The sequence below is a fragment of the Pseudoduganella sp. RAF19 genome (assembly GCF_052114165.1).
Classification (GTDB): Bacteria; Pseudomonadota; Gammaproteobacteria; order Burkholderiales; family Burkholderiaceae_D; genus Rugamonas.
Genome location: NZ_JBFREF010000009.1, coordinates 81,016 through 103,890 on the forward strand (window position 1 = coordinate 81,016; position 22,875 = coordinate 103,890).

Genomic DNA, 22,875 nt, shown 5'->3' on the forward strand with positions numbered 1-22,875 from the left:
ATTCGAATCTGCAAAAAAATCCCCGGAATACTCCCATTACCGGGGCCAACACACTTGGGGGAGTGTGATCAGTTCTGTTGCGGCTTGTACCACTTCGCAAAACCGGCCTGAATCCGCGACGCCGCCTCGCGCGCACCGAGCTTGCCGTTCAGGACCTGCGCGTTCACGCTCCATAGCTCGCTCTCCATATTCGGCAAGCCGCGGTTCATGATCAGTGCATTCAGGCGGAAATTCGAATCGCAGCTGCTGCGCCATGCAGCCATCTGCTTGGCCAGCGGGTCATGCACTGCGATGAGGTGATTGGACAGCGTGAAGAAGCCGATCACGCGGTTGGTGTAGAGGTCAGCGAACTCCTGAGATCCCATCCAGGCCAGCAGCTTGTAGGCATCGGCCTTGTTGCGCGATTTGCGGTTGATGCCGATGCCGATATCCATGTGGTCGGAGATCTGGCATTTGTCGCCCGCATGCTGAAGCGGTGGTGCAAATACACCCAGCTCCAGGTCGGGGAACTGGTTGAAGTAGGCGATGTCCCAGGAACCGGCGGGATAGATGGCCGTATTCCCTTGTGCGAACTGGGCCTGGCTGTCGCGGTATGTCTGCACCGGCGCCGACTTGGGCATGTAGGCGGCAAGGCGCGATTCGAACTCGAAGGCGGCCAGGAATTGCGGGTCGGTGAAGCGCGCCTGGCCATCGATCAGGGCGCGGCGGCCCTGCTCGCCGTTCCAGTAATTGGGGCCGATATTGGTGAACACCGTCTGGCTGGACAGCCACTGGTCGGCGGTGCCTAGCGCCAGCGGGGCGTATGGGCTCTTGCGGACGGCATCCAGCACGCCGAAGAATTCAGTCTCCGTTGCGGGCACCTGCAAATTCAGCTTCTTGAAGATCTTTTTGTTGTACAGGAAGCCGTGGATCACCGACGCGACCGGCATGCAGAAGGTGTCCTTGCCATCGTCCGTCTGCCAGGCGACCAGTGCGCCGGGCGCGAAGTTCTCCATGCCGGCCTTGCCGTTCAGCTTTTCCAGATAGCCGCGGCGGTATAGCAGCAGCGAGGTATCGAAGGGACGGCAGGCCAGCACGTCGCCCGCCGTCCCGTTGCCGAGCCGCGCGGCCAGGCTGGTGTCGTATTCGGTCGGTGCCGTCGGCGAGAATTTGACCGTGATGCCGGGATGCTTACGCTCGAAGGCCGGCAGCAGAACGGTTTCCCACAGCACCTTGTCGTCCTCGCGCCAGCTTTCCAGCACGATGGTCCCGGCGCGGGCGGTACTGGCGCACAGCATGGCCAGGCAAAGTACGGCGCGCAGGGAGCGGCGGGTTGGCACGGTGGGGTCTCCTCGGGTTGTTGTCGTTCAGTAAATTCATGCTAACACCCGAAAAAACGTGACACCAGCGCGCACGCCAACGCATAGCCTAATTCATAAGCTTATGATTTTGTTGAGGATTTTTAAAATGCGGCGCTGCGCCGCTTACATAACTTTACAGAGCGCCCGCCGGGGCCCGTAAAACCGTGAGACGTGATGTAAGCCAGGCTTACAAAACTTAACAAGATGAGCGCAATACTTACGCAAAAGATGGGGCAAGGTTGCAACGCCCTGCCCCCAAGGGAGAAAACTACAGATCCAGCTTCGAGATTTTGGTGCCTTCCAGGCTCACGCCAGCCATCAGGCCCGCGTTGGTAAGCACCATGGCTTCCACAGGCTGGGTGGCGGTGGTGGTATCGACTTCGCCATTGGCGCCGACTTTGAGCACGGCCACGGTGCCGTCCACACCTGCGGTCCAGCCGGAGCTGGCGCGGAACTTCTCCAGCGCGTCGCGGGTCATGAAGAGGATGATGATTGCTTTGGATTGGGCGCCTGCCTGCAGGCCCACCGATACGCTGCCCATGCTGTAATAGCCGCTAGGACGGCCGCCGGTGATCAGCACGCCTTTGCCATACTCGCCGCCGACAATCAGGCCCGCATTGACCACGTTCGGGAACACCAGGGCGCCATTGGATTTGGCCACCAGCTCGCGCGAGCCTTTGACCTCTTTGTAAAGGCGATCCAGGGTGGTGTCCGCGCCGCGCACGATGTCCGCCCGCTGGTCGGCGGCAGGCGCCTTGTTGGCCGTGGTGGTGGTAGTGCATGCTCCCAATGACATGCCGGCCAGGGCCAGCGCTGCCACGGTTTTCAACAGAATCATTCGATTTCGCATGGAACCCTCCGTTTTTATAAGCGGCCGGCCCTCCGGCCATCCGACGATTCTAGCTCAACTGAAGGCGGGCGCGCGCAGCGCTGTATTCGGCTTTCAGGCGCTCGACCATTTCCTGAGCTGTGGGCACATCATGCATCAGGCCTACGCCCTGCCCTGCGCCCCAGATATCGCGCCAGGCTTTGGCGCTGCCGCTGCCAAAGCTCATCTTCGATTTGTCCGACTGCGGCAGGTCTTCGGGGTCGAGACCTGCGGCCACAATGGACTTTTTAAGGTAGTTGCCGTGCACGCCGGTGAACAGGTTGGTGTAGACGATGTCCGAGGCGCTGGAATCGAGAATGGCTTCGCGGTACTGGTCGGTGACGTTGGACTCTTTCGTGGCCAGCCAGCGCGAACCGATGTAGGCAAAGTCGGCGCCCATGGCTTGTGCCGCCAGAATGGCATCGCCCGTTGCGATGGAGCCGGACAGCGCGATCGGGCCGTTGAAGAAGCGGCGCACCTCGCCTACCAATGCAAACGGCGACAGCGTGCCGGCATGGCCTCCTGCGCCGCTGGCAACCAGGATCAAGCCATCAACGCCTGCTTCCAGTGCCTTCTCGGCGTGACGGATGTTGATCACATCGTGCATGACGATGCCGCCGTAGGAGTGAATAGCATCCAGCATTTCCTTGGGCGGTGCGCGCAGCGACGAGATGATGATCGGCACCTGGTGCTTCACGCAGACTTCCACATCGTGCTCCAGCCGGTCGTTCGAATGGTGCACGATCTGGTTCACCGCGATCGGGCCGACGCGCTTGTCCGGATTGGCTTGCTGGAACGACGCCAGTTCGGCTTGCAGCTCGGTCAGCCAGGTGTCCAGCAGCTCCTTGGGCCGCGCGTTCAGCGCCGGGAAGGAGCCGACGATGCCGGCCTTGCACTGCGCCGCCACCAGCGCCGGTCCGCTGGCGATGAACATGGGCGACGAGATGACCGGGAGAGTCAGATTCTGCAGGACGGCTGGGATAGTCATGGTGCGGCGGTCCGGTAAGTTCGAAAGCCTATTATAGCGACGACATCCCACTCACGCTTCCGTCTTTGGGATAGGCGATAGTGTAGCCAACGTCGATTTTCATGCTCTCGTTTGGCGCCAGCGATGTCTCCCATCCGACGATGCCCTGGCGCTGCTCCCATGCCGTAATGCCCGGTTGCGGGGTGAAGGTTTTCTGCACTTTGATTTCGTCGGATGTGCTGACGGGCGAGGCTTCCAGCACCAGCACGTCCACCGGCGATTTGTGCAGGCTGCTGATGGTGAACAGGTCCTTCACCTGGCGCTCGCCGCGCTGCGACAGGAAGCCGGCGCTGCCCGACTGCTGGCCGGCGCGGTCGACTGTTACGCGGATCAGGTCATCACGGCCAAAGGACAGCTGTAGCTTGTCCGACGCCTGCGTGTTCCAGTAAGCCGCGCCGACGTAGGCGCCGTCGCGGAACAGCTGCACATTCCCGTTCAGCCAGACGCCTGCCGGGCGCTCGGCTTCCGCTGTCACCACCGCGAACTTGTCCTGGCGCGGGACGATGCGCACGCGCTGCTTTGCCTGCAGGTTCTGATGCGACAGCGACAGCGTGATTTCACGGCCATCGGACGCCAGGTTCACGCGTCCAGGCACAGCGAATTCGGTGTCGAAGGTGTTTTGCGACTCCATGACCGGCGGGATGTAGCTCTCTTCCACCGAGCGCGAGCCGCTTAGCATCATCGGCGCCGCCAAAGGCGCGGGCGTCACCATGCGGTAGTCGGCCATTGGCTGCGGCTTGGAGTATGTCAGCAGCAGGGGCGACGGATCAGGTGCTTGCGGCGACAGGCGCGGCTGACCGGTCGACAGCTTCACGTCCACGCCGGACCAGTCCTCGCCGGTTTTCTGCGATACCACGGCCATACGCTCCAGTTCAATGACCGAGGTCGTGGAGTTCAGTGTGGCGCGGTAAGCAGGCTTCCATCCGGCGCGATTCACCTGATACGACAGCTTCACCGATCCCGCCTGATGCGCGGCGATGGCAATCGTGATGCTGCGCTGATCGCGCACACCGCTGCGCACCTTGTTCAATTCGCCCTGTAGTACGGCGATCTTCTTGTCGATGTCGCGCATCTGCACTTGAATGCGCTGCATCTGCGCCAGCGCATCATGGCCGCTGCGTTTGATGGTGTCGATCACGGCGACGGTGGGCTGGGCTTGTCCGCGGTCGCCGCCGTTCAGGTTCGCCAGATAGCCTTTCACCAGCGCGGCCGATTCGAGGTCCACGTTCAGCACGTCCCGGCTGTCCTTCAGCGATTGGATCTTCGCGTCCAACTCCGCCTCACGCGCACTGGCCGCTTCCTGCTTGCCTACATCGTGCGCCACGATCTGCCCGACCTGAATGCCGTTCGAGGCCTGCACACGGATCGTCTGCCCATCGAAATTTGCCGGCAGCCCGCCGATCTCCAGCTCAGTCATCCCCGCCTTCACCGGCGCACTACGCTCCACCGTCGCACTGCCCGAGTACAAGGTCACGCCCGTGATCGGCGCATTGTCCGCACAGGCGTAGTCATGGAATGCAAAAGACAAAGTCAGCGCGGCGGCGATGCGGGTCAAGTTCATGGCTTATCAATAGAATAAGAAAGCCTGATCTTGCGGCGCAATCAAACGCTTGTCAATTTATCGTTCACGCACGTCTCGGCCACCAGGCCGGTGGCGCTTAGCCGTCGTTGAGCAGATAGTCGCCGTCGATGCGGGCCGTGCAGGCGCGGACCAGGTGTTTTACGGCCCACGCTGACAGTTCTTCATTCGACAGATGCAGGTAGCGCTTGTTGGATTCGGCGATGACCGGCATCGAACCGAGAATCGTCGGCACGTCGGCGACAGGAATGCGCTGGCGTTCCAGCAGCAGGAACTTGAGCAGCACCTTCACTGCATATTCCGCGTTGCGCTTCGGATCGCCGGACAGGAAATCCAGGCGGCGGCGCGCGCGCTGCAGCGCCGGGCCGACATCTTCAAACACTGCACCGTGGCCGGGAATCACAACGCGCACGTCGAGGCCAGCGATCAGGTCCAGCGTAGCGCCGGCTTCCGCAAACCCCTCTTCGCCTTCCAGTTCAGGGAAGATCACGCCAAAGCCATTCCACCACAGCGCATCGGCGGAGATCAGCACCTTCTCCTGCGGGCAGTAGAAGATGACGGAATGCGCGTGATGGCCCGGTGCGCCAAGCACCTGCCATTCCAGATCGCCCAAGGTCAGCGTTTCGCCCGGCGTAATCACGCCGTCGATGGTGAAGCGCTCGCACTGCTGGCCGGTGGCCTTGAAGGACAGCGCCTCTTCATCCCAGCGCCGCACCTTGTCTTCCTCGGCAGCGGGAATAAAGGTGTTACATCCAAAATGCGCCTGCAGTATGGCGTTTCCGCCACAGTGATCCGAGTGCAGGTGCGTGGTGAACAGACGATCGAGATGACGGCCGTGCAGCGCATGGCGCACCAGCGCCAGCGTCTGATCGCGGTGCGTGTAGTAGCCGCTGTCGATCAGCGCCGTGTCGTTACGGCCCAACAGAAGCACATTGTTAGCGGAAAGCCATCCACGTTCAAACACCTGGATGGAGCTGGGAAGTTTCGTCATTACTCGAAGTCGATCAATTGCTCGCGGCGGCGGATTTCAGCCCAGACAGCACGCTTGAATGCGTCATCCGCCCCCGACCAGGCGACGATTTCGTCGATGGTGCGCAGGCAGCCTTCGCAAAAACCGGTATCGCGGTTCATCTTGCACAGGCTGACGCAGGGGGAAGGCACCGGCGAGGCCAATTCAGGCGCGCCAGGCGGCAGATCAGTGTTCATTACACGGCAGATTTGGATAGTCAAGCCGTATTCTATCGCAGTGCAAAAAAATGGGGACGCAACACAAATTTCGCGATTCCTGAAATTGTGTTGCGTCCCCATTTTTTTGCGACGCGATATACTGTGATCAAACAGATGGCAAGCGGCAAGCCACCGGAGTGCCGAGGAGATGCGGTAACAGCAGCACTGTTCCAACCTGAACTCCGAGGTGCATATGAAACTCGACTATCGATGGTTGTCCCGTGTCCGCAAACGAGCAAGCGATTTGCTGCACGTCCACATGCCGTCCCACGGGACCGCGCAATTCATCAACGGCGAATTCCGCAACAGAGCGGGCGCCCGCAGTTACAAGCTCTACATCCCCAGCACATTCACCGGCGAGCCGATGCCGCTGCTGGTGATGCTGCACGGCTGTACGCAAGATCCCGACGATTTTGCCACCGGCACGCAAATGAATGCGGTGGCCGAAGAACGGCGCTGCATCGTCGTCTATCCCGCGCAATCGGCCAGCGCCAACCACACGCGCTGCTGGAACTGGTTCAGCGCACTGGATCAGAAACGCGGACAGGGCGAGCCCTCCATCATTGCCGGCATCGCACGGCAGGTGATGGCGCGTTATCCGGTCATGAAAGGCCAGGTGTATGTGGCGGGACTATCGGCCGGCGGCGCAATGGCCGTCATTGTGGGCACGCTGTATCCTGAGCTGTTCTCCGCAGTCGGCGTGCATTCCGGCCTGCCTTTCGCATCGGCACGCGACCTGCCGTCGGCACTGAGCGCCATGCGGCGCGGCGCATCGAGCGCGCGTGAGGCCAACAGCGCGGGCCAGCCCATCATCGTCTTCCACGGCGACCAGGACCGCACCGTGCACCCTGTGAACGGCGAAGAGCTGATCGCGCAGGGCTTGCGCAGCCATCCGCTGGGCGGCAGTGCCAATCCCGCGCGCCTTGCGGGACGCGTGCCCGATGGCCACGAGTTCACGCTGACCGCGCACTGGCTGGAAGATGGCTCACCGCTGGGCGAGCACTGGGTGATTCATGGCGCAGGCCACGCCTGGTCCGGCGGCAGCGAGGCTGGCAGCTACACGGATGCGCGCGGGCCGGACGCCAGCCGCGAAATGATGCGCTTCTTCAGCGCCATCAGCGGCGCGAACGCTCGAAATGCCACTTCATCAACAGCACACAGAGCGCAAGCACAAATGTGATGCCATTGGCGAGGATCACGGGCCAGGCGTTCATCGCGATGCCATAGAAAAGCCACAGCAATACACCGGTGCAGAAGATCAGGTACATCCCTGTGGAGATACCCTCGGCGTGGCGCTGGCGCCATACCAGCCATACCTGCGGCACGAAGGCGAATGTGGTGCAAAAGGCCGCGATATAGCCAAGCAGGTCGACGTCAGACGGCATCCGGCGCTTTCAGGCTGGCGATGTGGGCGCGCAGGCAGGACGGGCACCAGCAGCCCACGGCATCGGCGCCCGGCACCGGGACGGTGGCCGGCTCGAAGGTGCACCAGCACGGCGTTTCATCCGCCGCGCCGGTGGGCTTCACCTCGGAATCGGCCATCGCGCAATGGAACTCGGCGCCGCAGCGTTCGCAGATGCTCATGGCGCACCTTCGTCGGGAGGGAAGCCGCGCATGGCCTTGCGCAGCACGTCCATCTGGCCGTTGAAGCGCGTGCAGGCATCGCACACCATCAGGTGCAGGCGCATGCGCGTACGCTCCACGAAACTCAAATCGCGGTCCATGCCTTCGGATACGAGGCGGTGTACCTCGCGGCAGGTTGGTTTCAGGCCGTTACTCATGTTGTTCCAAACCAGTTCAGGTCCAGGCATTCGCGCAGGCGCATGCGCGCCCGGTACAGCAGCACCCATGCATTAGACGTCGTAATCGCCAATTCCTTACAAATTTCTTCGGTTTCCAGTTCCAGCCATTCCCGCATCATGAAAATGCGGGCGGTTTTGGCGGGCAGCTTTTCCAGGCACACCTCCAGCACGCGGAAGAAATCCTTCTGCTGCAGCGTAGCATCGGGACTGCCCCAGTCGCGCGGCATATCGCGCGTGTGGCCGTCGCTCACGAACAGCGCGTCGATGGCCTCGTCCTCGGTCTGGCCTTCGTCCGGCTCCAGCTGGCGTTCCCGCGTGGTGGCGCGCAGGTTGTCGATAATCTTGAACTTCAGGATGCCGGTCACATAGGTGCGCAGGCTGGATTGGCCGGCGAAACGGTCCGGCTGCTCAAGCACGGCAAGCAGCGCATCCTGCACCGCATCTTCGGCCAGGGTCTGGTTCCGTAATTGCAATTGTGCGAAACGGACAAGCATTGGCCGCATCGTTTCCAGCTGGCTGTAGAGAGTGTCGGTAGCGCTCATATGCGGGCAGACTAGCGGAACAAACAAAAAATTACAATTGGATGGCCCTATAATGCGCAGCAAATGCGTACCATCCTTTGCTGCATTGCCGTAAAATCGCACAAATATCTTTTCCGGAACCGCCATGACCCATCTTCCTAAAGTAGACCCAGACCAGACTGCTGACCTGAGCGGCGTTGAGCCAAGGATCAAGGCTCAGATTCTGGCCGAGGCACTGCCTTATATCCGCAATTTCCATGGCAAGACCATCGTCATCAAATACGGTGGCAACGCAATGACCGACGAGAACCTGAAGCACGGCTTCGCGCGCGACGTGATCCTGCTGAAACTGGTGGGCATGAATCCGGTCGTGGTGCACGGCGGCGGTCCGCAAATCGATAACGCGCTGAAGAAGATCGGCAAGCAAGGCACCTTCGTGCAGGGCATGCGCATCACCGACGAAGAAACCATGGAAGTGGTGGAGTGGGTGCTGGGCGGCGAAGTGCAGCAGGACATCGTGATGTTGATTAATCACTACGGCGGCCAGGCAGTGGGCCTGACCGGCAAGGACGGTGGCCTGATCCGCGCGCGCAAGATGGCCATGCCGGACAAGGAAAATCCGGGCAAGTTCCTGGACATCGGCTACGTCGGCGAGATCGATGCGATCAACCCGGCCGTGGTGAAAGCCCTGCAGGACGACGCCTTCATCCCGATCATTTCCCCGATCGGTTTCGGCCAGGATGGCCAGGCTTACAACATCAACGCCGACGTTGTGGCGGGCAAGATCGCCGAGATCCTGAAAGCGGAAAAGCTGATCATGATGACCAACATCGCCGGCGTGCAGGATAAGAACGGCAATCTGGTGACCGACCTCTCCGCGCGTGAAATCGACGAGATGTTCGCCGACGGTACGATTTCGGGCGGCATGCTGCCTAAAATTTCGTCAGCTCTGGACGCTGCAAAGTCCGGCGTGAACACCGTGCACATCATCGACGGACGAATTGAACACAGTTTGTTGCTGGAAGTCTTGACCGAACAGGCTTTTGGCACTATGATCCGGTCTCACTAAATTTTTTGGCGGTGCAAGAGCCTTACCACCGCGCCGCCGAAATGTGAATGCCCTTGTAGCTCAGTGGTAGAGCACTCCCTTGGTAAGGGAGAGGCCACGTGTTCAATCCACGTCAAGGGCACCATTCTTCAATATATCCGCTGTACGGATACACCTCGCTGGCGCAGCAGCTCCGGCACACTCCCCGAACCAACCAGATGCAGAACGCCGATCGCGGCAAAGCTGTTCTTTTCGCGCGCCATCAGTTTCACGATGCCGTCGGCCAGGCCCGGATTGCGTTCATCCAGCAGGATCTTTTGCACGAACTGGCCTGAGAAGGTGTCGTCTTCGGCGGCTTTTTTCGCCAGTGCCTCCAGTTTGGCCTGATCGGCGTAGCGCCAGCCATCGGTGATGTCGCGCGCCTGCTCCGCCTGTTCCTTGTCTTCGATGGCGTCGATGCCCTCTTCCAGGAAGCGCACCTGCTCTTCCGCCGTCATGCGGTCAAACAGCGCCATTTGCGCGCTTGCCGATTCAAGTTCGACAACCTTGATCTTGCGCTTCTTTGCCTGCGCGGACAGCCAGCTATCCACCGACAGCTCGCTCTGATAGCCCTGCGCCGTGAATTCGGCGACGGTCAGCACGCTGGCAATCATCCACGGCTTCATGGGCTCCACGGTCGCTGTGGGAATACTGTACTGGTGCAGCAGCTTTTCCAGGCGCGGACGATAATCGGGCTTGAGGGCCTCCAGTGCCGGTCCCTGGCCAGGCTTGTACAAACCGTGCTCAATCACGGCCTGCATCATGCGCGAGGGATCGCCCAGCGGATCAACTTCCAGCGCCAGCGCGGTGGATTTGCCGAGCGCTGACATCACCTGCGGTTCCAGCGGAAAGAAATCCGGTGCTCCCACGTGGATGGTGCCAAACAGCCAGGAGGTATGGCCGCCCTTCTCCAGCTTGAACAGCGCGCCGTGCCGCTGCGCCTGCACGGCGGGTTTCGGCGCCTCTGCCCATGCCGCCGGAAGGGCAAATCCGAGCAGCAGGGAAAAGATCACTATAATCTGGCGTCGCATGATTTCCTTTCGATGAGTGTCGTGAATATTAAACCCTCTGCGCCGGTCTGGCTGTTCGACCTGGACAACACCCTGCACAATGCTTCGCACGCCATCTTCCCGGCGATCATGGCGAACATGAACGACTACCTTGCGCGCGTGCTGGGCCAGGAAGGCACGCCTGCCACGCAGGAACAGATCAACGCGGCGCGCACGCTGTACTGGAAGCGCTATGGCGTCACCCTGCTGGGATTGATGAAGCACCATGGCGTCGACATGGACCACTTTCTGCACACTACGCACGACATTCCCGACCTGCTGTCGCAAGTGCGCCATGAAAAAGGCCTGGGCCGCCTGCTGGAGCGCCTGCCCGGCCGCAAGATCCTGCTGACGAATGCGCCGCACCGCTACTCGACCCGCGTGCTGCGCCATATGGGCCTGCAGCGCCACTTCTCGCATCACATCGCGATCGAATCCATGCGGGTGCATGGCAAGCTGCGGCCCAAGCCATCCAAGCATCTGCTGCGCAAGGTCATGAGCAGGCAAAAACTCACGCCGCGCCGCTGCATCCTGGTGGAAGACACGCTGGCCAATTTGCGCACGGCGCATCAGTTGGGACTGCGCACGGTGTGGATCACGCAATATCTGAAAACAAGCGACCCTGCCGGTGCGGCGCACCTGCCAAAACGAATGAACCGACCCGCTTGGGTCGATGTGCAAGTAAAATCTGTCAAACATCTGCCCGCGCGGCTATCCCGGCTGCGCTGAACCCAATGTCATAAACAGGTCACAGGACTATGGCAAGCACACCGCCCGGCCAGCGCAAGCTGCAAATTCTCCAGGCACTGGCAGAGATGCTGGAGCACCCGAAAGGGGAAAAAATTACCACCGCCGCCCTGGCGCGGAAACTGGACGTGTCGGAAGCGGCACTGTACCGGCATTTCGCCAGCAAAGCTCAGATGTTCGAAGGCCTGATCGAATTCATCGAGTCGTCGGTATTTGGTCTGATTAACCAGATCACTGAAAAGCAGCCGGATGGCATGGGCCAGGCGCGCGATATGCTCGGCATGCTGCTCAATTTTGCGAGCAGCAATCCGGGCATGACGCGCGTGCTGATCGGCGATGCGCTGGTCAATGAAGACGAGCGCCTGCAGCAGCGCATGAATCAGTTCTACGACCGCGTTGAACTGGCGCTGAAGCAAGCCTTGCGTGTGGCTGCATCGGAAGGCCAGGCGCATGAGGAGGATGTGGCGGCACGCGCTTCAATGCTGGTCGCATTCGTATTGGGACGCTGGCACCGTTATGCGAAGACCGGCTTCAAGTTCAATCCTTCGCAGGATGCCGCTGTACAGATTTCACTGTTGTTGAATTAAATGGATGTTGAATGCTTTGCCCTGCTCGATGACGCCAGCCCCAATGCGGGTGGCGCGCATCGCTCACGCCTGTACACCGGCCACCTTGGCACGCTGACCTGCCATCGCTTCGAGGACTGGCCGCAGCTGCTGGAAGATGTGCAGGCCGCGCTGGCGCGGGGCGAGTACGCCGTGTTCACAGGCAGCTATGAACTGGGCCATCACATCGTCGGCATCCCGCCGCGCGCCGCCAATGCGGACACGATGCCGCTAGCGCGCGTGCTGCTGTTCCAGCAATGCGAAGTGCTGAACCAGCCTGAAGTCAGCGCCTGGCTGGCCGCGCTCACGGCAGAAGATGAATCGCCGGCGGGTCTGGGCGGCATTCACGCCAACGTCAGTGAGGCGCAATTCACCGACGCCATCGAACGCATTCGCGACTACATTGCAGCCGGCGATACCTACCAGGTCAACTACACCTTCCGCCTGCGTTTCGACGCATTCGGCTCGCTGCTTGGCCTGTACTCGCGCCTGCGCGCTCGCCAGCCCGTGCCTTATGGCGCGCTGATCGGAATGAGCGACGGCAGCGCCATCGTATCGCTGTCGCCGGAGCTGTTCGTGCGCCACGAAGCCGGCGCGCTGACGGCGCGCCCAATGAAGGGCACAGCACCGGCTGCCCTGTCCGTGCCGGACGGCGCGGACGCCGACGTCGGAAACACACAGCGCGCCGCCGCCCTGGCTGCCGATACCAAGAACCGCGCCGAGAACCTGATGATCGTCGATCTGCTGCGCAACGACATCGGCCGCATCGCCACCACCGGCACGGTGGAAGTGCCCAAGCTGTTCGAAGTTACGCGCTTCGGCAATGTGCTGCAGATGACGTCCACCGTCACAGCCCAACTGCGCGAAGACACCACGTTGCAGGAAGTCTTCGCTGCGCTCTACCCTTGCGGATCGATCACGGGTGCACCCAAACGCCGCACGATGGAAATCATCGCCGAGCTGGAAGCGGAACCGCGCGGCGTCTACACCGGCGCCATCGGCTGGTTCGATGCGCCAGTCGATCCGGCGCGCAAATTCGGCGACTTCTGTTTGAGTGTGCCGATCCGCACCCTGTCGCTGCAAGCGCCGGTCGATGGCGTGCGGCGCGGCGAAATGGGCGTGGGTGCAGGCATCGTCTACGACAGCAATCCGCAGGATGAATTCGCGGAATGCCAGCTGAAGGCGCGTTTCCTCACCGGCCTCTCCAACGACTTCGAACTGTTTGAAACCATGTACGCCACGCGCGAAACGGGCGCGCGCCACATCGAGCGCCACCTGCAACGCCTGGCGTCATCGGCGCGCTACTTCGGCTTCGCGTGGGATGAAGCCGCTGCACGTGCCTACATCACCGTCGCTTGCCAGACGATGCCACCAGGCGTGCCGCATCGCTTGCGCCTTGCCACCAATAGTGCGGGCGCTTTCGCGGTGCAGAAAGGTGAACTGAAGCCCTTGCAGGAACCGGTGAATGTGCTGCTGGCAGATACGCCAACCGAAAGCGGCGGGCTTTTCCTGCGCCACAAATCGACCATGCGCGAAGCTTACGACGCCGCATGGAAAGCCGCCGAAGCGCAAGGCGCCTTCGACCAACTGTTCTTCAACGAACGCGAAGAACTGACGGAAGGTGGCCGCAGCAATGTCTTCGTCAAACTGGGCGGGCGCTGGTTCACGCCACCGCTCGCCTGCGGCCTGCTGCCCGGCGTGATGCGCGCGGTGATTCTCGATGCATGGAGCGCGGAGGAACGCGTGATCACGCGCGAGATGCTGGCCGATGCCGAAGACATCGTCCTGTGCAACGCGCTGCGCGGCGCCCTGCGCGCCAAATTGCTATAGATCGACGATCGTTTCGAAGCCGCCGTAGATCATGCGCTTGCCGTCGAAGGGCATGTTCTTCGGGTCCATCATGTCCTTCATGCGCGGGTCCTTCATCACCTTGTCGTTGATCTCGTCGCGCGCCGCACGCGAAGGGAAGGTGATCCATGAGAAGACCACGACTTCGTCATCTTCCAGTTTCACGGATTGCGGGAAGGAAGTGAACTCGCCGGGCTTCACATCTTCAGCGATGTTCTCGCGGAATTGCAGGGCGCCATGCTCGCGCCAGATTTCACCGCATTTTTCCGCCATATTGCGGTAGGTATCGATATTCTTGCGCGGCAGTGGTACGACGAAGCCATCAACGTATGCCATATCAGCCTCCCTTGGAAAGCGTTCAGCTTATGCCACACAATTGGCGCTGACAAGGAATGCCTTCCGGTAAGCTCCGGGGGTGGTTGAGGCGATGCGGCGGAAGTGATGCCGCAGCGATTCTTCGGAGCCGAATCCGGCCCGTTCCGCTACTTGCGACAGGGCGATCTCCGGCGATTCGAGCAGGTCTTTGGCAATCGCCACGCGCTCGCGTGTCAGCCATTCGATCGGCCCCATTCCGGTAGCATCCTGAAATTGACGCTGCAATGTGCGCGGACTCATGGCGGCGCGTTCGGCCATGCTGGCGATGGTGTGGGTCAAGGTTGGATTGCTGCGCAGCCAGTCCATCAGCTTCGACAGGCGCCCTTGCTCGTCATGCGCCATAGGACGCGGCAGGAACTGCGCCTGGCCGCCTTCGCGATGCGGCGCGACCACCAGCCGCTGCGCCACCAGGTTACCCACGCGCGCGCCGTAATCGCGGCGGACGAGGTGCAGCAGCATGTCCAGCCCCGCCGCCGAACCGGCGCTGGTGATAAGCTGGCCGTTATCCACATACAGATCGTCTTCCTGCACCAGAATCCTGGGATAGCGCTTGGCCAGACGCTCGGCGTAGCGCCAGTGCGTGGTGGCGCGCTGACCGTCCAGCACGCCCGCGGCAGCCAGCACGAAGACGCCTGAACAGATCGAGCACAAGCGCGCGCCGCGTGCGTGCGCGGCGCGGATTTGCGCCAGCAGCTCCGCAGGCGGTTCTTCATCGGCATTGCGCCAGCCGGGGATGATGATGGTGTCGGCACGCTCCAGCAGCTCCGGCGCATGCGGCGCCTGCACGGTAATGCCGCCCATGGCGCTGATCGGCCCCGGCTCGGCGGCGCAGACGGCGAATTCGTACCAGTCCACACCCAGCTCCGGACGGTCGAGCGCGAACAATTCGACGGTACAGCCGAATTCGAAAGTGCAAAGGCGATCGTAAGCGAGCGCCACAACGAGATGTTTGGCCATGGCGCAATCTTAACGCATATTGGAAGCTGGCCGCCTACCCGGCCGAGACGGTGTTCGTGACCTACTGCGCCGGCCCGCATTGCAATGGCGCTGCGCGGGCAGCCATCCGGCTGGCCAGACTGGGCCGTCCGGTCAAGATCATGACCGGCGGCATCACCGGCTGGCTGGACGAGGGGTTCGACCTCGCCCAGGGTGGTGAACAGCAGGCTGCTTAGCTTGCCAATGCCTTTTCGATCGCGACGACCAGCTGTTTGTCGCTTGGGGTGACCTTGCTTGGGAAGCTCTCGATCACATTGCCCTTGCGGTCGATCAGGTATTTGTGGAAGTTCCAGGCCGGGGTCTTGCCGGTGGCTTTGATCAGGTTCACGTACAGCGGATTCGGCGTTGGGCCGGATACCACCGACTTGGCGAACATCGGGAACTTCACGCCATAGGTGTTGTAGCAGAAGTCGGCGATTTCCTTGCTGGAGCCCGGCTCCTGCTTGCCGAAGTCATTGGACGGGAAGCCCAGCACCACCAGACCCTTGGGCGCGTACTTCGCATACATCGCTTCCAGGCCCTCGTACTGGTTGGTGTAGCCACAGTAGCTGGCGGTGTTCACAATCAGGATTACCTTGCCGGAGTATTGGCACAGGTCCTGCGGCGAATCGTCCTGCAGACGGTTGAAGGTCTGCTTCAGGATTGCCGGGCAGGCCAGCGATTGGCCGGCGGTTGCGGCGCCCGGCATGGCTGGCGCGGGGTTCTGCGCCAGCGCAGCACCGGCAGCGCTGAGGCCCAGTGCAGACATCACGGCGAATTTGGCTAGAGTGTGGGACATGGGCTTCCTCAAAAAAAGGTTCATTAAGAAACCGATTGTATGCCAAGGCGGTAGAACTTGCTGTCTACCGGCATGAAATGGAAGGTCGGCGGTAGCTCATCCTTGCGAATCTCGTCAAAGCCGTTCTTCTCGTAAAAGCGATGCGCCGCCAGGAAGAAGGACGTGGTGCCAAGGAAGACTTCACGCACGCCATGCGCGCCCGACCACGCCACCAGTTCGTTCATCAGCCGCTGCGCCACACCATGCTCCTTCCCGCGATAGGCCGCTTTCACGAACATCTTGCGCAACGCGGCTTGTCCATTGCCGATATCGAGCAGCGAAATCGTCCCGATCACCTCCCTTTCATCCAGCGCAACCCAGAAATTGCCGCTACCCTGCTGGTAGAAGCCGGGGATATCCAGCAGGTCCGGCTGCGCCTCCAGCGTGATCGGCACACCGAACTCTTCGCGCTGGATCGGCAGGATGACGGACACAACGCCATCCTGGTATGCGGGCTCATAAGGAACGATTTCAATCATGCAGGCTTGCCTCCATTTCAGAGCCCATAGCATACCGAAACCTGCGCACGGCCGCCCACGAAAGGCGTAGATTAAGGGTCTTACCCTGACCGGGAGGACGCCATGTCTCGTCTGCTCATGATGCGCGTAGCATTCGCACTTGCCATGCTGATGTCGCCGCTGTTCGCGCTGTCGCAGGTCGTTTCGCTGCCGTCGCTGAAGGCGTCGCAGTTATCGGTTTCCGGCTTGTCGTCCGGGGCATTCATGGCGGTGCAGTTCGATGTCGCCTTTTCCGCCAGCGTCATTGGTGCGGGCGTGGTGGCCGGCGGTCCCTACTACTGCGCTGAAGGACAGGTTGGCCGCGCCACCTCCGTGTGCAGTTGTACCGGACTGGGCCAGTGCCAGGTTTCGCCCGGAGGCACCGGCGTCGCGGACCTGATCGCCACCACCAGCCAGAATGCATCCAGCGGACGCATCGATCCCACGGCCCGCCTCGCCAGCCACCGCATCTGGATGTTTTCCGGCAGCGCCGATTCGCTCGTGCCGCAAGCGGTGATGGGCGACCTGGAAAGCTACTACCGAAATTACATCACCAGTGGCCAGATCAGCTTCAAGAAGGACTTGAAAGCCCAGCACGCCATGCCCACGGACTTCTACGGCAACAACTGCACCACGCTCGGCTCGCCCTACATCAACAACTGCAATTACGATGCGGCGGGCGCGCTGCTGCAATGGATCTACGGCAGCCTGACGCCGAAGACCAGCAACACGCCGGCCGGCACCTTCATCCAGTTCGATCAGTCGGAATTCCTGTCCAACCCTGCGAGCCATGGCATGGCGGCCACCGGCTACCTGTATATCCCGCCTGGCTGCGAAGGCGATGCGGCCAGCTGCAGGCTGCATGTGGTCTTCCACGGCTGCAAACAGGACCCGGCCAATATCGGCGATACCTATGTGCGCAACGCGGGCTACAACGGCTGGGCGGACGCCAACCGCATCGTGATCCTTTATCCACAGGCGACCACCACGCCGCTCAATCCCAATGCGTGCTGGGACTGGTGGGCCTATGACGACAGCAATTACGCCATCCAGTCAGGACGCCAGATGCAGGCCGTGAAGCGCATGACGGACCGCCTCACCGGCCAGGGCGGCGCCACGCCGCCGTCACCGCCACCACAACCGGGCGAGTGCTTCACCGCCACCAACTACGAGCACGTGAAGGCAGGCCGTGCCTACGACCGCTTCTTTTTTGCGTACGCGCTTGGCTCAGATCAAAGGATGGGCCTCGACAACACCTTCTCGCGTACTACACTGAAACGCACTGCGCCGAACTACTACGAGATCGGCAGCTGTCCCTGACGAATAAGGAGGTAAGCATGCTTCCATGGTTCTGGTACTGGGCACCGCAGCATCACTATCCGTTCAGCGGCGGCGTGGCGCAGCAGTTCGATCTGGAGCGCTTCTTCAACGCCATTCCGCCCAACGCGGGCAATGGCGAAATAGAGAAGCGCGCATTCGGCATCGCCAGCTACGGCCGCCAGATCGGATGGCTGACCGAGGTGATTCTGCAGCAGCTGGAAAACGTGCCCGCGCCGCCGGACAGCGCACTCGCCAAGCTGCGCGATGTCCAGTGCCGGATCGAGGAAGCGAAAGATGGTCCGGTCAGTGCGCAACGCATCGAAGAAACAGTGCGCGCATTGGCGCGGCATGGCGGCGAGCCATACGCACAGCTGCGCAACCGCCTGCTGCCGCTGCTTACCTGATTTTCACTTGATCTTCATCTTCGCCAGTTCCGGTTTGGCGGGCGGCCACTTCAGCTTCATTCCCTGTAAAGTCTCCAGCAGAATCTCGGCGACGATCAGGTTGCGATGCGGTTTGGAGTCCGCCGGCACGACATACCAGGGCGCGTGATCGGCATCCGTGGCGGCGATGGCCGCCTCATAGGCGCGCAGATACTCGTCCCAATATTCGCGTTCCTTCAAATCCTGCGGGTCGAATTTCCAGTGCTTGCTTGTGTCGTCCACCCGCTCCTGCAAGCGCGCGCGCTGCTCTTCCTTGGATATATGCAGGAAGATCTTGACGATGGTGGTACCGGATTCAGTCAGCAGGCGTTCGAAGTCACGGATCTGCTGATAGCGCTTCTTGCACTCGCCAACGGTAATCATGTCGTGCACACGCGTGATCAGCACATCTTCATAGTGGCTGCGGTTGAAGACCGTGACCTCACCATCCCGCGGTACTTCGCGATGCACGCGCCAAAGGTAGTCGTACGCCGCCTCGATTGCTGTCGGCGCCTTGAAGCCGACCGCGCGAAGGCCCATGGGACTGATTTTGCTGAACAGAGCGCGCACGGTTCCGTCTTTGCCCGACGTATCGGTGCCCTGCAGGACGATCAGCACCTTTCGCTTGTGCTCCGCGTACAGCATCTCCTGCAAGTCCGCGATCTTTTCAAGCAGGGAGTCCAGCGCGGCCTTGTGCTTGTCGCTGCGGCCGTGGGGGCCGTGCGCATCCTTGTCGCGTAGCTTGAGTTTTGATGGAGCTCTGAATTGCGCCGTCGCCTTCATCTTTTCTCCTTTTGTAAGCATGTGTAAATGGGGTCAACTAGGCCGTAACCAGCCTCGTTTTATGCTCAAGTGACACAGCAATATAGTGCACTTCAATAGCAACCAAAGTGAGGATACAAACATGAAGAAAGTAATCGCCACCATGATCGCAGGCCTGTTCGCAACCGCCGCTTTCGCGCAATCCGCGACGCCAACTTCCGCACCGGTTGCACCCGCAGCGACGAGCACCGCTACCGCACCGGCTCCGGCGCCTGCAGAAAAGAGCGACACCAAAGTTGAAGTGCAAAAACCGGCTACTCAGCAAGCCAGCAAGTAATCCGTAACAAACAATTTATACCATTTACCCCGAAAGGACACACACCATGAAAAAGACCATCGCTACCCTGATCGTAGGCCTGTTCGCTACCGCCGCTTTCGCACAGACTCCTGCTCCTGCAGCAGCACCGGCTCCAGCAGCTGCCAAGGCGCCAGTCGCCGCAACCGCTGCCACCCCGGCACCGGAAGCCAAGGCCGAAGTGAAAGCTGAAGCGAAGCCTGAAGTGAAAGCCGAGCATCACAAAGTAGCGCATAAGGCGCACAAGGCGACCAAGGAAGCCAAGGAAACCACAACGGCGTCCGCAACGCCTGCCGCAGCACCTGCACCAGCAGCTGCGCCAGCCGCCAAGTAAGCTCTCCCAAAGCCCGCGAGATTCGCGGGCTTTTTTTTGCCTATTTTTTACGCGCCGCGTAACGCCAGCTGCGCCGCGCGGTAACCCCACCACGATGCCTCTTCGAAGACGGAGAAGCCGCTCAGGTCGGAGTGGGCGAACAGAATTGGCCCATCTTGCGTTCGCAAGACCTGTAGTCCGGCATTGCTGCGGAATCCTGGCTGCGGAACCGCCATCGCATGGCCGCGCAGTGTTATGTCTACGCGCTCCACACTGGCATCGAACTGCCTGCCGTACGCGGCGCGCAAATCCACGCTGGCCAGCGCCAGCAGCTCTTCTCCGCTTGCCTCCTGCATCCATCGGCGTGCTGCGGCTGGGTCTTTTCCGGCCAGCGCCGTGTAGGCGGTGAAGACGGTTTTTTCTGGCGGCGTGACGCGGATATCCTGATGCGTCGAAACGACGTAGCCAAGCGATTGGCTGCCATACACCACGTTATCCCATGACAGCGGCGCTTGCGGCAGCTCGTCCGGAAAGCGCCTCATCAGGAAGTTCGCCACCAGCCACGGCGCATGCTGGGGCATATGCTGTGCCGGGTCGAAGCCGGGCATCGCCGCCACCACGTGCGAAGCGACGTGCAGTGGCATCGCGCAAATCGCCTTGCGCGCACGGATCGTGAAAGTACGCGGCTTGCTGCCTTCCAGCACGAAGCACAGCGCTTCGACGCGCGCCGCCGCGGAGTCTGTGACACCGCCTGCCGCGGCGCTGTCGCGGCGCCGAGCCGGCTTCGATTCCGCGGCAGGAGCTTCCGGCGCCGCATCGGCACGCGCGGCATCGATGATGCGAAGCGACACCGCCGTCCCCGCCATTCTGCGCGGCTGCGCCCTGCTCTCCATGCCACTGGCCAGCGCCTGCAAGCCTTCCGGCCATGTCAGCCAGGCACCCGGCTCCGCGTTGGCCGCTTCTGCGCCGCGTCCGCAGAAATAGTGCAGCCCCGCCCAGGCGGACACCTTATCGCTGCCCGCACCGTAATCATCGCGGCAGCAGTAATCCATATACCAGCGCAGCGATGGCGAACGGTAGCCCTCGCGATCGAGCCATGCCGCAAACGTCAGCGCATCGAGCTTCAGCCACTCCGGGTCCGTCGAGCACTGCGCAGTTGGAAAGGTAAACACGCGCTTGCCATCGCTCCCCCGCGCATCGCGCAAGGATGCCACCTGCGCAAAGAAGCGCTGATGCTCCTTCACCTCCTCTGCCGGAACACCTTCGCGCGGCAGCACGCCTTCCTGCCAGGCGCCCTTGTACAGCACGCGCTCCTCCGGTGCATGCAACAGAAAACGTTCATCGTAGTACGGCTTCGGCCCCTGTGGATCACGCTGAATCACGCCCAGGTCGGCCAGAATCTCGCGCACATGGAAGCAATCCTGTGTCGGCAGCGGCAGATAATGCGCGCCAGTTGGAAACGCAAGATTGCCGAAGTGCCCACCGGCCGCATTGCCATAGCGTTCCGGCCCATCAAGGATCAGAAAGTCATCGTGCCCTTCTTTGCGCAGCTTCCAGGCGGCAGTCATGGCGGCAATGCCTGAACCGACAATCAGCACATCCGTCTCGATGGTCTGCGAAGACGGTGGCAAAGCGTGGCGATCGCGCAGGAAGTGGCCTTCTTCGCGGCCGGGAGCCAGTACGCGCGGCGTAATCTCGCGCCAGCGTTCAAAGCCCGTGACGGCCGTTGCAGCGGCAAGACCACCGGCGCCAGCCCACACCAAAAACGAACGGCGCAGCATCAGCGGATCACCCTCCGCCAATCCTCTTCGAATTCATGCACCAGCGATTGCGTATTGAGCCGGTTAGGTTCCATCGCCATCGGCTTCATATCCGGCGGGAAGGTGAACATCTCCTGCGTGGTCTGCGCATTCAGATAGCGCATCGGCAGGCGATACGATTCGGGCGCCTTGTAGTTCGCCTGCGGTGAAGCCATGACAAAGCCCCACTCTCCAAACGATGGCACGTAAAGGTGATAAGGCCAGGTGCGCAGGCCCACTTCGCGCAAGGTCGAGTCGATGGTCCAGAAAGCATGCGGCGCAAAGAATGGCGACGTGGACTGCACCACCACCAGTCCGTTCGCAGCCAGATGCTTCTTCACCATGCCGTAGAACGGCACCGAATACAGCTTGCCCAACGCGAAGCTGGAAGGGTCCGGAAAGTCGATGATAACGGCGTCGAACATTTCCTCGTTCTGTTGCAGCCACAACGCCGCATCCGCATTGATCACGCGCGCCCGCTTGTCGGTCAGCGATCCCTTATTCAGCGCCACCAGCTCTTCACGCTTGCTGAACGCCGCCGTCATTGCCGGATCAAGGTCGACCAGCGTGGCCTGCTGCACATTCGGATAGCGCAGCACTTCACGCATGGCCAGGCCATCGCCGCCGCCAAGAATCAGTACGCGCCGCGCCCACGGCAGCGCTTCCATCAGCGGATGCACCAGCGCCTCGTGATAGCGGTACTCATCGCGCGAGGAGAACTGCAAATTGCCATTGATGTAGAGGCGGATATCGTCCTTCCACTTCGTAATCACCAGCCGCTGATACGGCGTGGTGGTCGAATACACGATCTCGTCGCCGAACAAACCATGCTCTCCCCAGCTGGTCAGCCGGTCCGCACTGGCGAAACCGACACACAGCGCCAGCAGCACTGCACAAGCGCGCAGCATGCGGCCCGTAACATTCGCAAGCTCTGTGCGAAACACGAGAATTGTCCACAGGGCGACGCCGATATTCAGCATCCCGAACAGGAAGCCGGTGCGCACCAGGCCCAGATGCGGCGCCAGCACCAGCGGGAACAGCAGCGACACGGCCAGCGCGCCCAGATAGTCGAAGGTCAGTACGCGGCTCACCAGCTCACTGAACTGCGTCTGCCGTGAATTCAGCGCACGCATCACCAGCGGCACTTCCATGCCTACCAGTGCGCCGATCAGAAACACCACCACATACAGCACGGTGCGGAACGGCGCCGCCATCCACGAAAAGGTCATGAACAGCATTGCCGCCGACACGCCACCAATCAGCCCCACGGCCAATTCGATGTCGACGAAACGCGCCAGCACATCGTCGTCCTTCACATATTTCGAGAGGTGGGCGCCGACGCCCATCGCGAACAAATAACAGCCGATAATGGTGGAAAACTGAAGGATCGAATCGCCCAGCAGATAGCTGGACAAAGCGCCGGCAATCAGTTCGTAGGCCAGCCCGCAGGACGCCACAACGAATACGGACAGGATCAGAATCTTTTTGGTCATTTGGCTGCTTTTGCTCTAATATGTTT

General features: G+C 61.3%; 27 protein-coding genes, 1 tRNA gene and 1 pseudogene. 11 read left to right on the forward strand and 18 right to left on the reverse strand.

All coding sequences use genetic code 11. The features are described from left to right. Nucleotides 1–68 precede the first annotated feature (68 nt). The 6 genes from AB4Z19_RS22885 to AB4Z19_RS22910 all read right to left on the reverse strand — a co-directional run bounded on the left by AB4Z19_RS22885 (nucleotide 69) and on the right by AB4Z19_RS22910 (nucleotide 6,020). Nucleotides 69–1,277: an ABC transporter substrate-binding protein gene (locus AB4Z19_RS22885; RefSeq protein WP_442026064.1), complete on the reverse strand. Its 1,209-nt coding sequence runs from the start codon at nucleotides 1,275–1,277 to the stop codon at nucleotides 69–71. Between the two features lie 331 nt (nucleotides 1,278–1,608). Continuing rightward, on the reverse strand, nucleotides 1,609–2,190 hold the full coding sequence (locus AB4Z19_RS22890) for a BPSL1445 family SYLF domain-containing lipoprotein (protein ID WP_442026061.1): 582 nt from the start codon (nucleotides 2,188–2,190) through the stop codon (nucleotides 1,609–1,611). 49 nt (nucleotides 2,191–2,239) lie between these two features. After that, on the reverse strand, nucleotides 2,240–3,196 hold the full coding sequence (locus tag AB4Z19_RS22895; RefSeq protein ID WP_442026060.1) for an NAD(P)H-dependent flavin oxidoreductase: 957 nt from the start codon (nucleotides 3,194–3,196) through the stop codon (nucleotides 2,240–2,242). Nucleotides 3,197–3,227: 31 nt separating this feature from the next. Continuing rightward, a complete protein-coding gene (locus tag AB4Z19_RS22900; protein WP_442036102.1) occupies nucleotides 3,228–4,796 on the reverse strand; it encodes a mucoidy inhibitor MuiA family protein in 1,569 nt (522 codons plus the stop codon). Nucleotides 4,797–4,893: 97 nt separating this feature from the next. After that, the gene (locus AB4Z19_RS22905) at nucleotides 4,894–5,805 is read right to left on the reverse strand and encodes an MBL fold metallo-hydrolase (RefSeq protein WP_442027805.1); all 912 of its coding nucleotides are present in this window, start codon (nucleotides 5,803–5,805) and stop codon (nucleotides 4,894–4,896) included. Next, nucleotides 5,805–6,020, reverse strand: coding sequence for a DUF1289 domain-containing protein (locus AB4Z19_RS22910; RefSeq protein WP_442027807.1), 216 nt, complete (start codon nucleotides 6,018–6,020; stop codon nucleotides 5,805–5,807). Before AB4Z19_RS22910 ends, AB4Z19_RS22905 begins: the two co-directional genes overlap by 1 nt. Before the next feature lie 214 nt (nucleotides 6,021–6,234). Here AB4Z19_RS22910 and AB4Z19_RS22915 point away from each other — a divergent pair, with 214 nt between their 5' ends. Then, nucleotides 6,235–7,221 (forward strand): extracellular catalytic domain type 1 short-chain-length polyhydroxyalkanoate depolymerase, encoded by a 987-nt coding sequence (locus tag AB4Z19_RS22915; protein WP_442036104.1) that lies wholly within the window; start codon nucleotides 6,235–6,237, stop codon nucleotides 7,219–7,221. Here AB4Z19_RS22915 and AB4Z19_RS22920 read toward each other — a convergent pair. From AB4Z19_RS22920 to AB4Z19_RS22935, 4 genes are read right to left on the reverse strand one after another with little or no spacing between them, the layout of a single operon-like run. Continuing rightward, complete coding sequence (locus tag AB4Z19_RS22920; protein WP_442027811.1) at nucleotides 7,157–7,426, reverse strand: SemiSWEET transporter; 270 nt, start codon at nucleotides 7,424–7,426, stop codon at nucleotides 7,157–7,159. The genes AB4Z19_RS22915 and AB4Z19_RS22920 overlap by 65 nt on opposite strands. Beyond that, nucleotides 7,416–7,625, reverse strand: a complete 210-nt coding sequence (locus tag AB4Z19_RS22925) for a cysteine-rich CWC family protein (protein WP_442027812.1) — start codon at nucleotides 7,623–7,625, stop codon at nucleotides 7,416–7,418. The genes AB4Z19_RS22920 and AB4Z19_RS22925 overlap by 11 nt, the downstream gene beginning before the upstream one ends. Next, entirely contained in the window at nucleotides 7,622–7,822 is a 201-nt protein-coding gene (locus tag AB4Z19_RS22930) for a zf-HC2 domain-containing protein (RefSeq protein ID WP_442027813.1), read from the reverse strand. The genes AB4Z19_RS22925 and AB4Z19_RS22930 overlap by 4 nt, the downstream gene beginning before the upstream one ends. Next, a complete protein-coding gene (locus tag AB4Z19_RS22935) occupies nucleotides 7,819–8,385 on the reverse strand; it encodes a sigma-70 family RNA polymerase sigma factor (protein WP_442027814.1) in 567 nt (188 codons plus the stop codon). Before AB4Z19_RS22935 ends, AB4Z19_RS22930 begins: the two co-directional genes overlap by 4 nt. A gap of 124 nt (nucleotides 8,386–8,509) precedes the next feature. On the opposite strand from AB4Z19_RS22935, the gene argB reads away from it, so the two are divergent. After that, the gene (gene argB, locus AB4Z19_RS22940; RefSeq protein WP_442036106.1) at nucleotides 8,510–9,433 is read left to right on the forward strand and encodes an acetylglutamate kinase; all 924 of its coding nucleotides are present in this window, start codon (nucleotides 8,510–8,512) and stop codon (nucleotides 9,431–9,433) included. Nucleotides 9,434–9,482: 49 nt separating this feature from the next. Then, nucleotides 9,483–9,557, forward strand: a tRNA-Thr gene (locus tag AB4Z19_RS22945). A 4-nt stretch (nucleotides 9,558–9,561) separates the two neighbouring features. Here AB4Z19_RS22945 and AB4Z19_RS22950 read toward each other — a convergent pair. Beyond that, the gene (locus tag AB4Z19_RS22950) at nucleotides 9,562–10,482 is read right to left on the reverse strand and encodes a TraB/GumN family protein (protein ID WP_442023562.1); all 921 of its coding nucleotides are present in this window, start codon (nucleotides 10,480–10,482) and stop codon (nucleotides 9,562–9,564) included. Nucleotides 10,483–10,503: 21 nt separating this feature from the next. Between AB4Z19_RS22950 and AB4Z19_RS22955 the strand changes: the two genes are divergently transcribed. From AB4Z19_RS22955 to AB4Z19_RS22965, 3 genes are read left to right on the forward strand one after another with little or no spacing between them, the layout of a single operon-like run. Continuing rightward, on the forward strand, nucleotides 10,504–11,229 hold the full coding sequence (locus AB4Z19_RS22955; RefSeq protein WP_442023560.1) for a pyrimidine 5'-nucleotidase: 726 nt from the start codon (nucleotides 10,504–10,506) through the stop codon (nucleotides 11,227–11,229). A gap of 29 nt (nucleotides 11,230–11,258) precedes the next feature. Beyond that, a complete protein-coding gene (gene slmA, locus AB4Z19_RS22960; protein ID WP_442023558.1) occupies nucleotides 11,259–11,834 on the forward strand; it encodes a nucleoid occlusion factor SlmA in 576 nt (191 codons plus the stop codon). Further along, a complete protein-coding gene (locus tag AB4Z19_RS22965) occupies nucleotides 11,835–13,682 on the forward strand; it encodes a chorismate-binding protein (protein WP_442036108.1) in 1,848 nt (615 codons plus the stop codon). Here AB4Z19_RS22965 and AB4Z19_RS22970 read toward each other — a convergent pair. Further along, on the reverse strand, nucleotides 13,677–14,036 hold the full coding sequence (locus tag AB4Z19_RS22970) for a DUF1428 domain-containing protein (protein WP_442036110.1): 360 nt from the start codon (nucleotides 14,034–14,036) through the stop codon (nucleotides 13,677–13,679). The genes AB4Z19_RS22965 and AB4Z19_RS22970 overlap by 6 nt on opposite strands. 27 nt (nucleotides 14,037–14,063) lie before the next feature. Then, entirely contained in the window at nucleotides 14,064–15,032 is a 969-nt protein-coding gene (ftrA, locus tag AB4Z19_RS22975; RefSeq protein ID WP_442036112.1) for a transcriptional regulator FtrA, read from the reverse strand. Between the two features lie 23 nt (nucleotides 15,033–15,055). Between ftrA and AB4Z19_RS22980 the strand changes: the two are divergent. Continuing rightward, nucleotides 15,056–15,247: pseudogene (locus tag AB4Z19_RS22980) on the forward strand (rhodanese-like domain-containing protein); the annotation flags it as partial. Here the strand turns inward: AB4Z19_RS22980 and AB4Z19_RS22985 are convergent. Together AB4Z19_RS22985 and AB4Z19_RS22990 are read right to left on the reverse strand one after the other, a co-directional pair. After that, nucleotides 15,244–15,849, reverse strand: a complete 606-nt coding sequence (locus AB4Z19_RS22985) for a glutathione peroxidase (RefSeq protein ID WP_442023550.1) — start codon at nucleotides 15,847–15,849, stop codon at nucleotides 15,244–15,246. The pseudogene AB4Z19_RS22980 and the gene AB4Z19_RS22985 overlap by 4 nt on opposite strands. Before the next feature lie 23 nt (nucleotides 15,850–15,872). Then, a complete protein-coding gene (locus tag AB4Z19_RS22990) occupies nucleotides 15,873–16,367 on the reverse strand; it encodes a GNAT family N-acetyltransferase (RefSeq protein ID WP_442023548.1) in 495 nt (164 codons plus the stop codon). 102 nt (nucleotides 16,368–16,469) lie between these two features. Between AB4Z19_RS22990 and AB4Z19_RS22995 the strand changes: the two genes are divergently transcribed. Beyond that, nucleotides 16,470–17,705 carry an extracellular catalytic domain type 2 short-chain-length polyhydroxyalkanoate depolymerase gene (locus AB4Z19_RS22995; RefSeq protein WP_442023546.1) on the forward strand — a complete coding sequence of 412 codons (1,236 nt, stop codon included), beginning with the start codon at nucleotides 16,470–16,472 and terminating at the stop codon, nucleotides 17,703–17,705. Between the two features lie 17 nt (nucleotides 17,706–17,722). After that, nucleotides 17,723–18,109 carry a hypothetical protein gene (locus AB4Z19_RS23000; protein ID WP_442023544.1) on the forward strand — a complete coding sequence of 129 codons (387 nt, stop codon included), beginning with the start codon at nucleotides 17,723–17,725 and terminating at the stop codon, nucleotides 18,107–18,109. Between the two features lie 3 nt (nucleotides 18,110–18,112). Here the strand turns inward: AB4Z19_RS23000 and AB4Z19_RS23005 are convergent, their stop codons facing one another. Continuing rightward, nucleotides 18,113–18,910, reverse strand: a complete 798-nt coding sequence (locus AB4Z19_RS23005; RefSeq protein ID WP_442036114.1) for a PPK2 family polyphosphate kinase — start codon at nucleotides 18,908–18,910, stop codon at nucleotides 18,113–18,115. A 121-nt stretch (nucleotides 18,911–19,031) separates the two neighbouring features. Here AB4Z19_RS23005 and AB4Z19_RS23010 point away from each other — a divergent pair, with 121 nt between their 5' ends. Continuing rightward, on the forward strand, nucleotides 19,032–19,226 hold the full coding sequence (locus AB4Z19_RS23010) for a hypothetical protein (RefSeq protein WP_442023540.1): 195 nt from the start codon (nucleotides 19,032–19,034) through the stop codon (nucleotides 19,224–19,226). A 46-nt stretch (nucleotides 19,227–19,272) separates the two neighbouring features. Next, entirely contained in the window at nucleotides 19,273–19,578 is a 306-nt protein-coding gene (locus AB4Z19_RS23015) for a hypothetical protein (protein ID WP_442023538.1), read from the forward strand. A gap of 47 nt (nucleotides 19,579–19,625) precedes the next feature. Here the strand turns inward: AB4Z19_RS23015 and AB4Z19_RS23020 are convergent, their stop codons facing one another. Both AB4Z19_RS23020 and AB4Z19_RS23025 read right to left on the reverse strand, forming a co-directional pair. Continuing rightward, nucleotides 19,626–21,338 carry an NAD(P)-binding protein gene (locus tag AB4Z19_RS23020; RefSeq protein WP_442023536.1) on the reverse strand — a complete coding sequence of 571 codons (1,713 nt, stop codon included), beginning with the start codon at nucleotides 21,336–21,338 and terminating at the stop codon, nucleotides 19,626–19,628. Further along, nucleotides 21,338–22,849 carry a polyamine aminopropyltransferase gene (locus tag AB4Z19_RS23025; protein ID WP_442023534.1) on the reverse strand — a complete coding sequence of 504 codons (1,512 nt, stop codon included), beginning with the start codon at nucleotides 22,847–22,849 and terminating at the stop codon, nucleotides 21,338–21,340. Before AB4Z19_RS23025 ends, AB4Z19_RS23020 begins: the two co-directional genes overlap by 1 nt. Nucleotides 22,850–22,875: the final 26 nt, after the last annotated feature.

Excerpts from the sequence above, each read along its gene's own strand:
- AB4Z19_RS22885 (WP_442026064.1), bottom strand. The coding sequence starts at position 1,277 with ATGCTGTGCGCCAGTACCGCCCGCGCCGGGACCATCGTGCTGGAAAGC.
- AB4Z19_RS22890 (WP_442026061.1), bottom strand. The coding sequence starts at position 2,190 with ATGCGAAATCGAATGATTCTGTTGAAAACCGTGGCAGCGCTGGCCCTG.
- AB4Z19_RS22895 (WP_442026060.1), bottom strand. The coding sequence starts at position 3,196 with ATGACTATCCCAGCCGTCCTGCAGAATCTGACTCTCCCGGTCATCTCG.
- AB4Z19_RS22900 (WP_442036102.1), bottom strand. The coding sequence starts at position 4,796 with ATGAACTTGACCCGCATCGCCGCCGCGCTGACTTTGTCTTTTGCATTC.
- AB4Z19_RS22905 (WP_442027805.1), bottom strand. The coding sequence starts at position 5,805 with ATGACGAAACTTCCCAGCTCCATCCAGGTGTTTGAACGTGGATGGCTT.
- AB4Z19_RS22910 (WP_442027807.1), bottom strand. The coding sequence starts at position 6,020 with ATGAACACTGATCTGCCGCCTGGCGCGCCTGAATTGGCCTCGCCGGTG.
- AB4Z19_RS22915 (WP_442036104.1), top strand. The coding sequence starts at position 6,235 with ATGAAACTCGACTATCGATGGTTGTCCCGTGTCCGCAAACGAGCAAGC.
- AB4Z19_RS22920 (WP_442027811.1), bottom strand. The coding sequence starts at position 7,426 with ATGCCGTCTGACGTCGACCTGCTTGGCTATATCGCGGCCTTTTGCACC.
- AB4Z19_RS22925 (WP_442027812.1), bottom strand. The coding sequence starts at position 7,625 with ATGAGCATCTGCGAACGCTGCGGCGCCGAGTTCCATTGCGCGATGGCC.
- AB4Z19_RS22930 (WP_442027813.1), bottom strand. The coding sequence starts at position 7,822 with ATGAGTAACGGCCTGAAACCAACCTGCCGCGAGGTACACCGCCTCGTA.
- AB4Z19_RS22935 (WP_442027814.1), bottom strand. The coding sequence starts at position 8,385 with ATGAGCGCTACCGACACTCTCTACAGCCAGCTGGAAACGATGCGGCCA.
- argB (WP_442036106.1), top strand. The coding sequence starts at position 8,510 with ATGACCCATCTTCCTAAAGTAGACCCAGACCAGACTGCTGACCTGAGC.
- AB4Z19_RS22950 (WP_442023562.1), bottom strand. The coding sequence starts at position 10,482 with ATGCGACGCCAGATTATAGTGATCTTTTCCCTGCTGCTCGGATTTGCC.
- slmA (WP_442023558.1), top strand. The coding sequence starts at position 11,259 with ATGGCAAGCACACCGCCCGGCCAGCGCAAGCTGCAAATTCTCCAGGCA.
- AB4Z19_RS22965 (WP_442036108.1), top strand. The coding sequence starts at position 11,835 with ATGGATGTTGAATGCTTTGCCCTGCTCGATGACGCCAGCCCCAATGCG.
- AB4Z19_RS22970 (WP_442036110.1), bottom strand. The coding sequence starts at position 14,036 with ATGGCATACGTTGATGGCTTCGTCGTACCACTGCCGCGCAAGAATATC.
- ftrA (WP_442036112.1), bottom strand. The coding sequence starts at position 15,032 with ATGGCCAAACATCTCGTTGTGGCGCTCGCTTACGATCGCCTTTGCACT.
- AB4Z19_RS22985 (WP_442023550.1), bottom strand. The coding sequence starts at position 15,849 with ATGTCCCACACTCTAGCCAAATTCGCCGTGATGTCTGCACTGGGCCTC.
- AB4Z19_RS22990 (WP_442023548.1), bottom strand. The coding sequence starts at position 16,367 with ATGATTGAAATCGTTCCTTATGAGCCCGCATACCAGGATGGCGTTGTG.
- AB4Z19_RS22995 (WP_442023546.1), top strand. The coding sequence starts at position 16,470 with ATGTCTCGTCTGCTCATGATGCGCGTAGCATTCGCACTTGCCATGCTG.
- AB4Z19_RS23000 (WP_442023544.1), top strand. The coding sequence starts at position 17,723 with ATGCTTCCATGGTTCTGGTACTGGGCACCGCAGCATCACTATCCGTTC.
- AB4Z19_RS23005 (WP_442036114.1), bottom strand. The coding sequence starts at position 18,910 with ATGAAGGCGACGGCGCAATTCAGAGCTCCATCAAAACTCAAGCTACGC.
- AB4Z19_RS23010 (WP_442023540.1), top strand. The coding sequence starts at position 19,032 with ATGAAGAAAGTAATCGCCACCATGATCGCAGGCCTGTTCGCAACCGCC.
- AB4Z19_RS23015 (WP_442023538.1), top strand. The coding sequence starts at position 19,273 with ATGAAAAAGACCATCGCTACCCTGATCGTAGGCCTGTTCGCTACCGCC.
- AB4Z19_RS23020 (WP_442023536.1), bottom strand. The coding sequence starts at position 21,338 with ATGCTGCGCCGTTCGTTTTTGGTGTGGGCTGGCGCCGGTGGTCTTGCC.
- AB4Z19_RS23025 (WP_442023534.1), bottom strand. The coding sequence starts at position 22,849 with ATGACCAAAAAGATTCTGATCCTGTCCGTATTCGTTGTGGCGTCCTGC.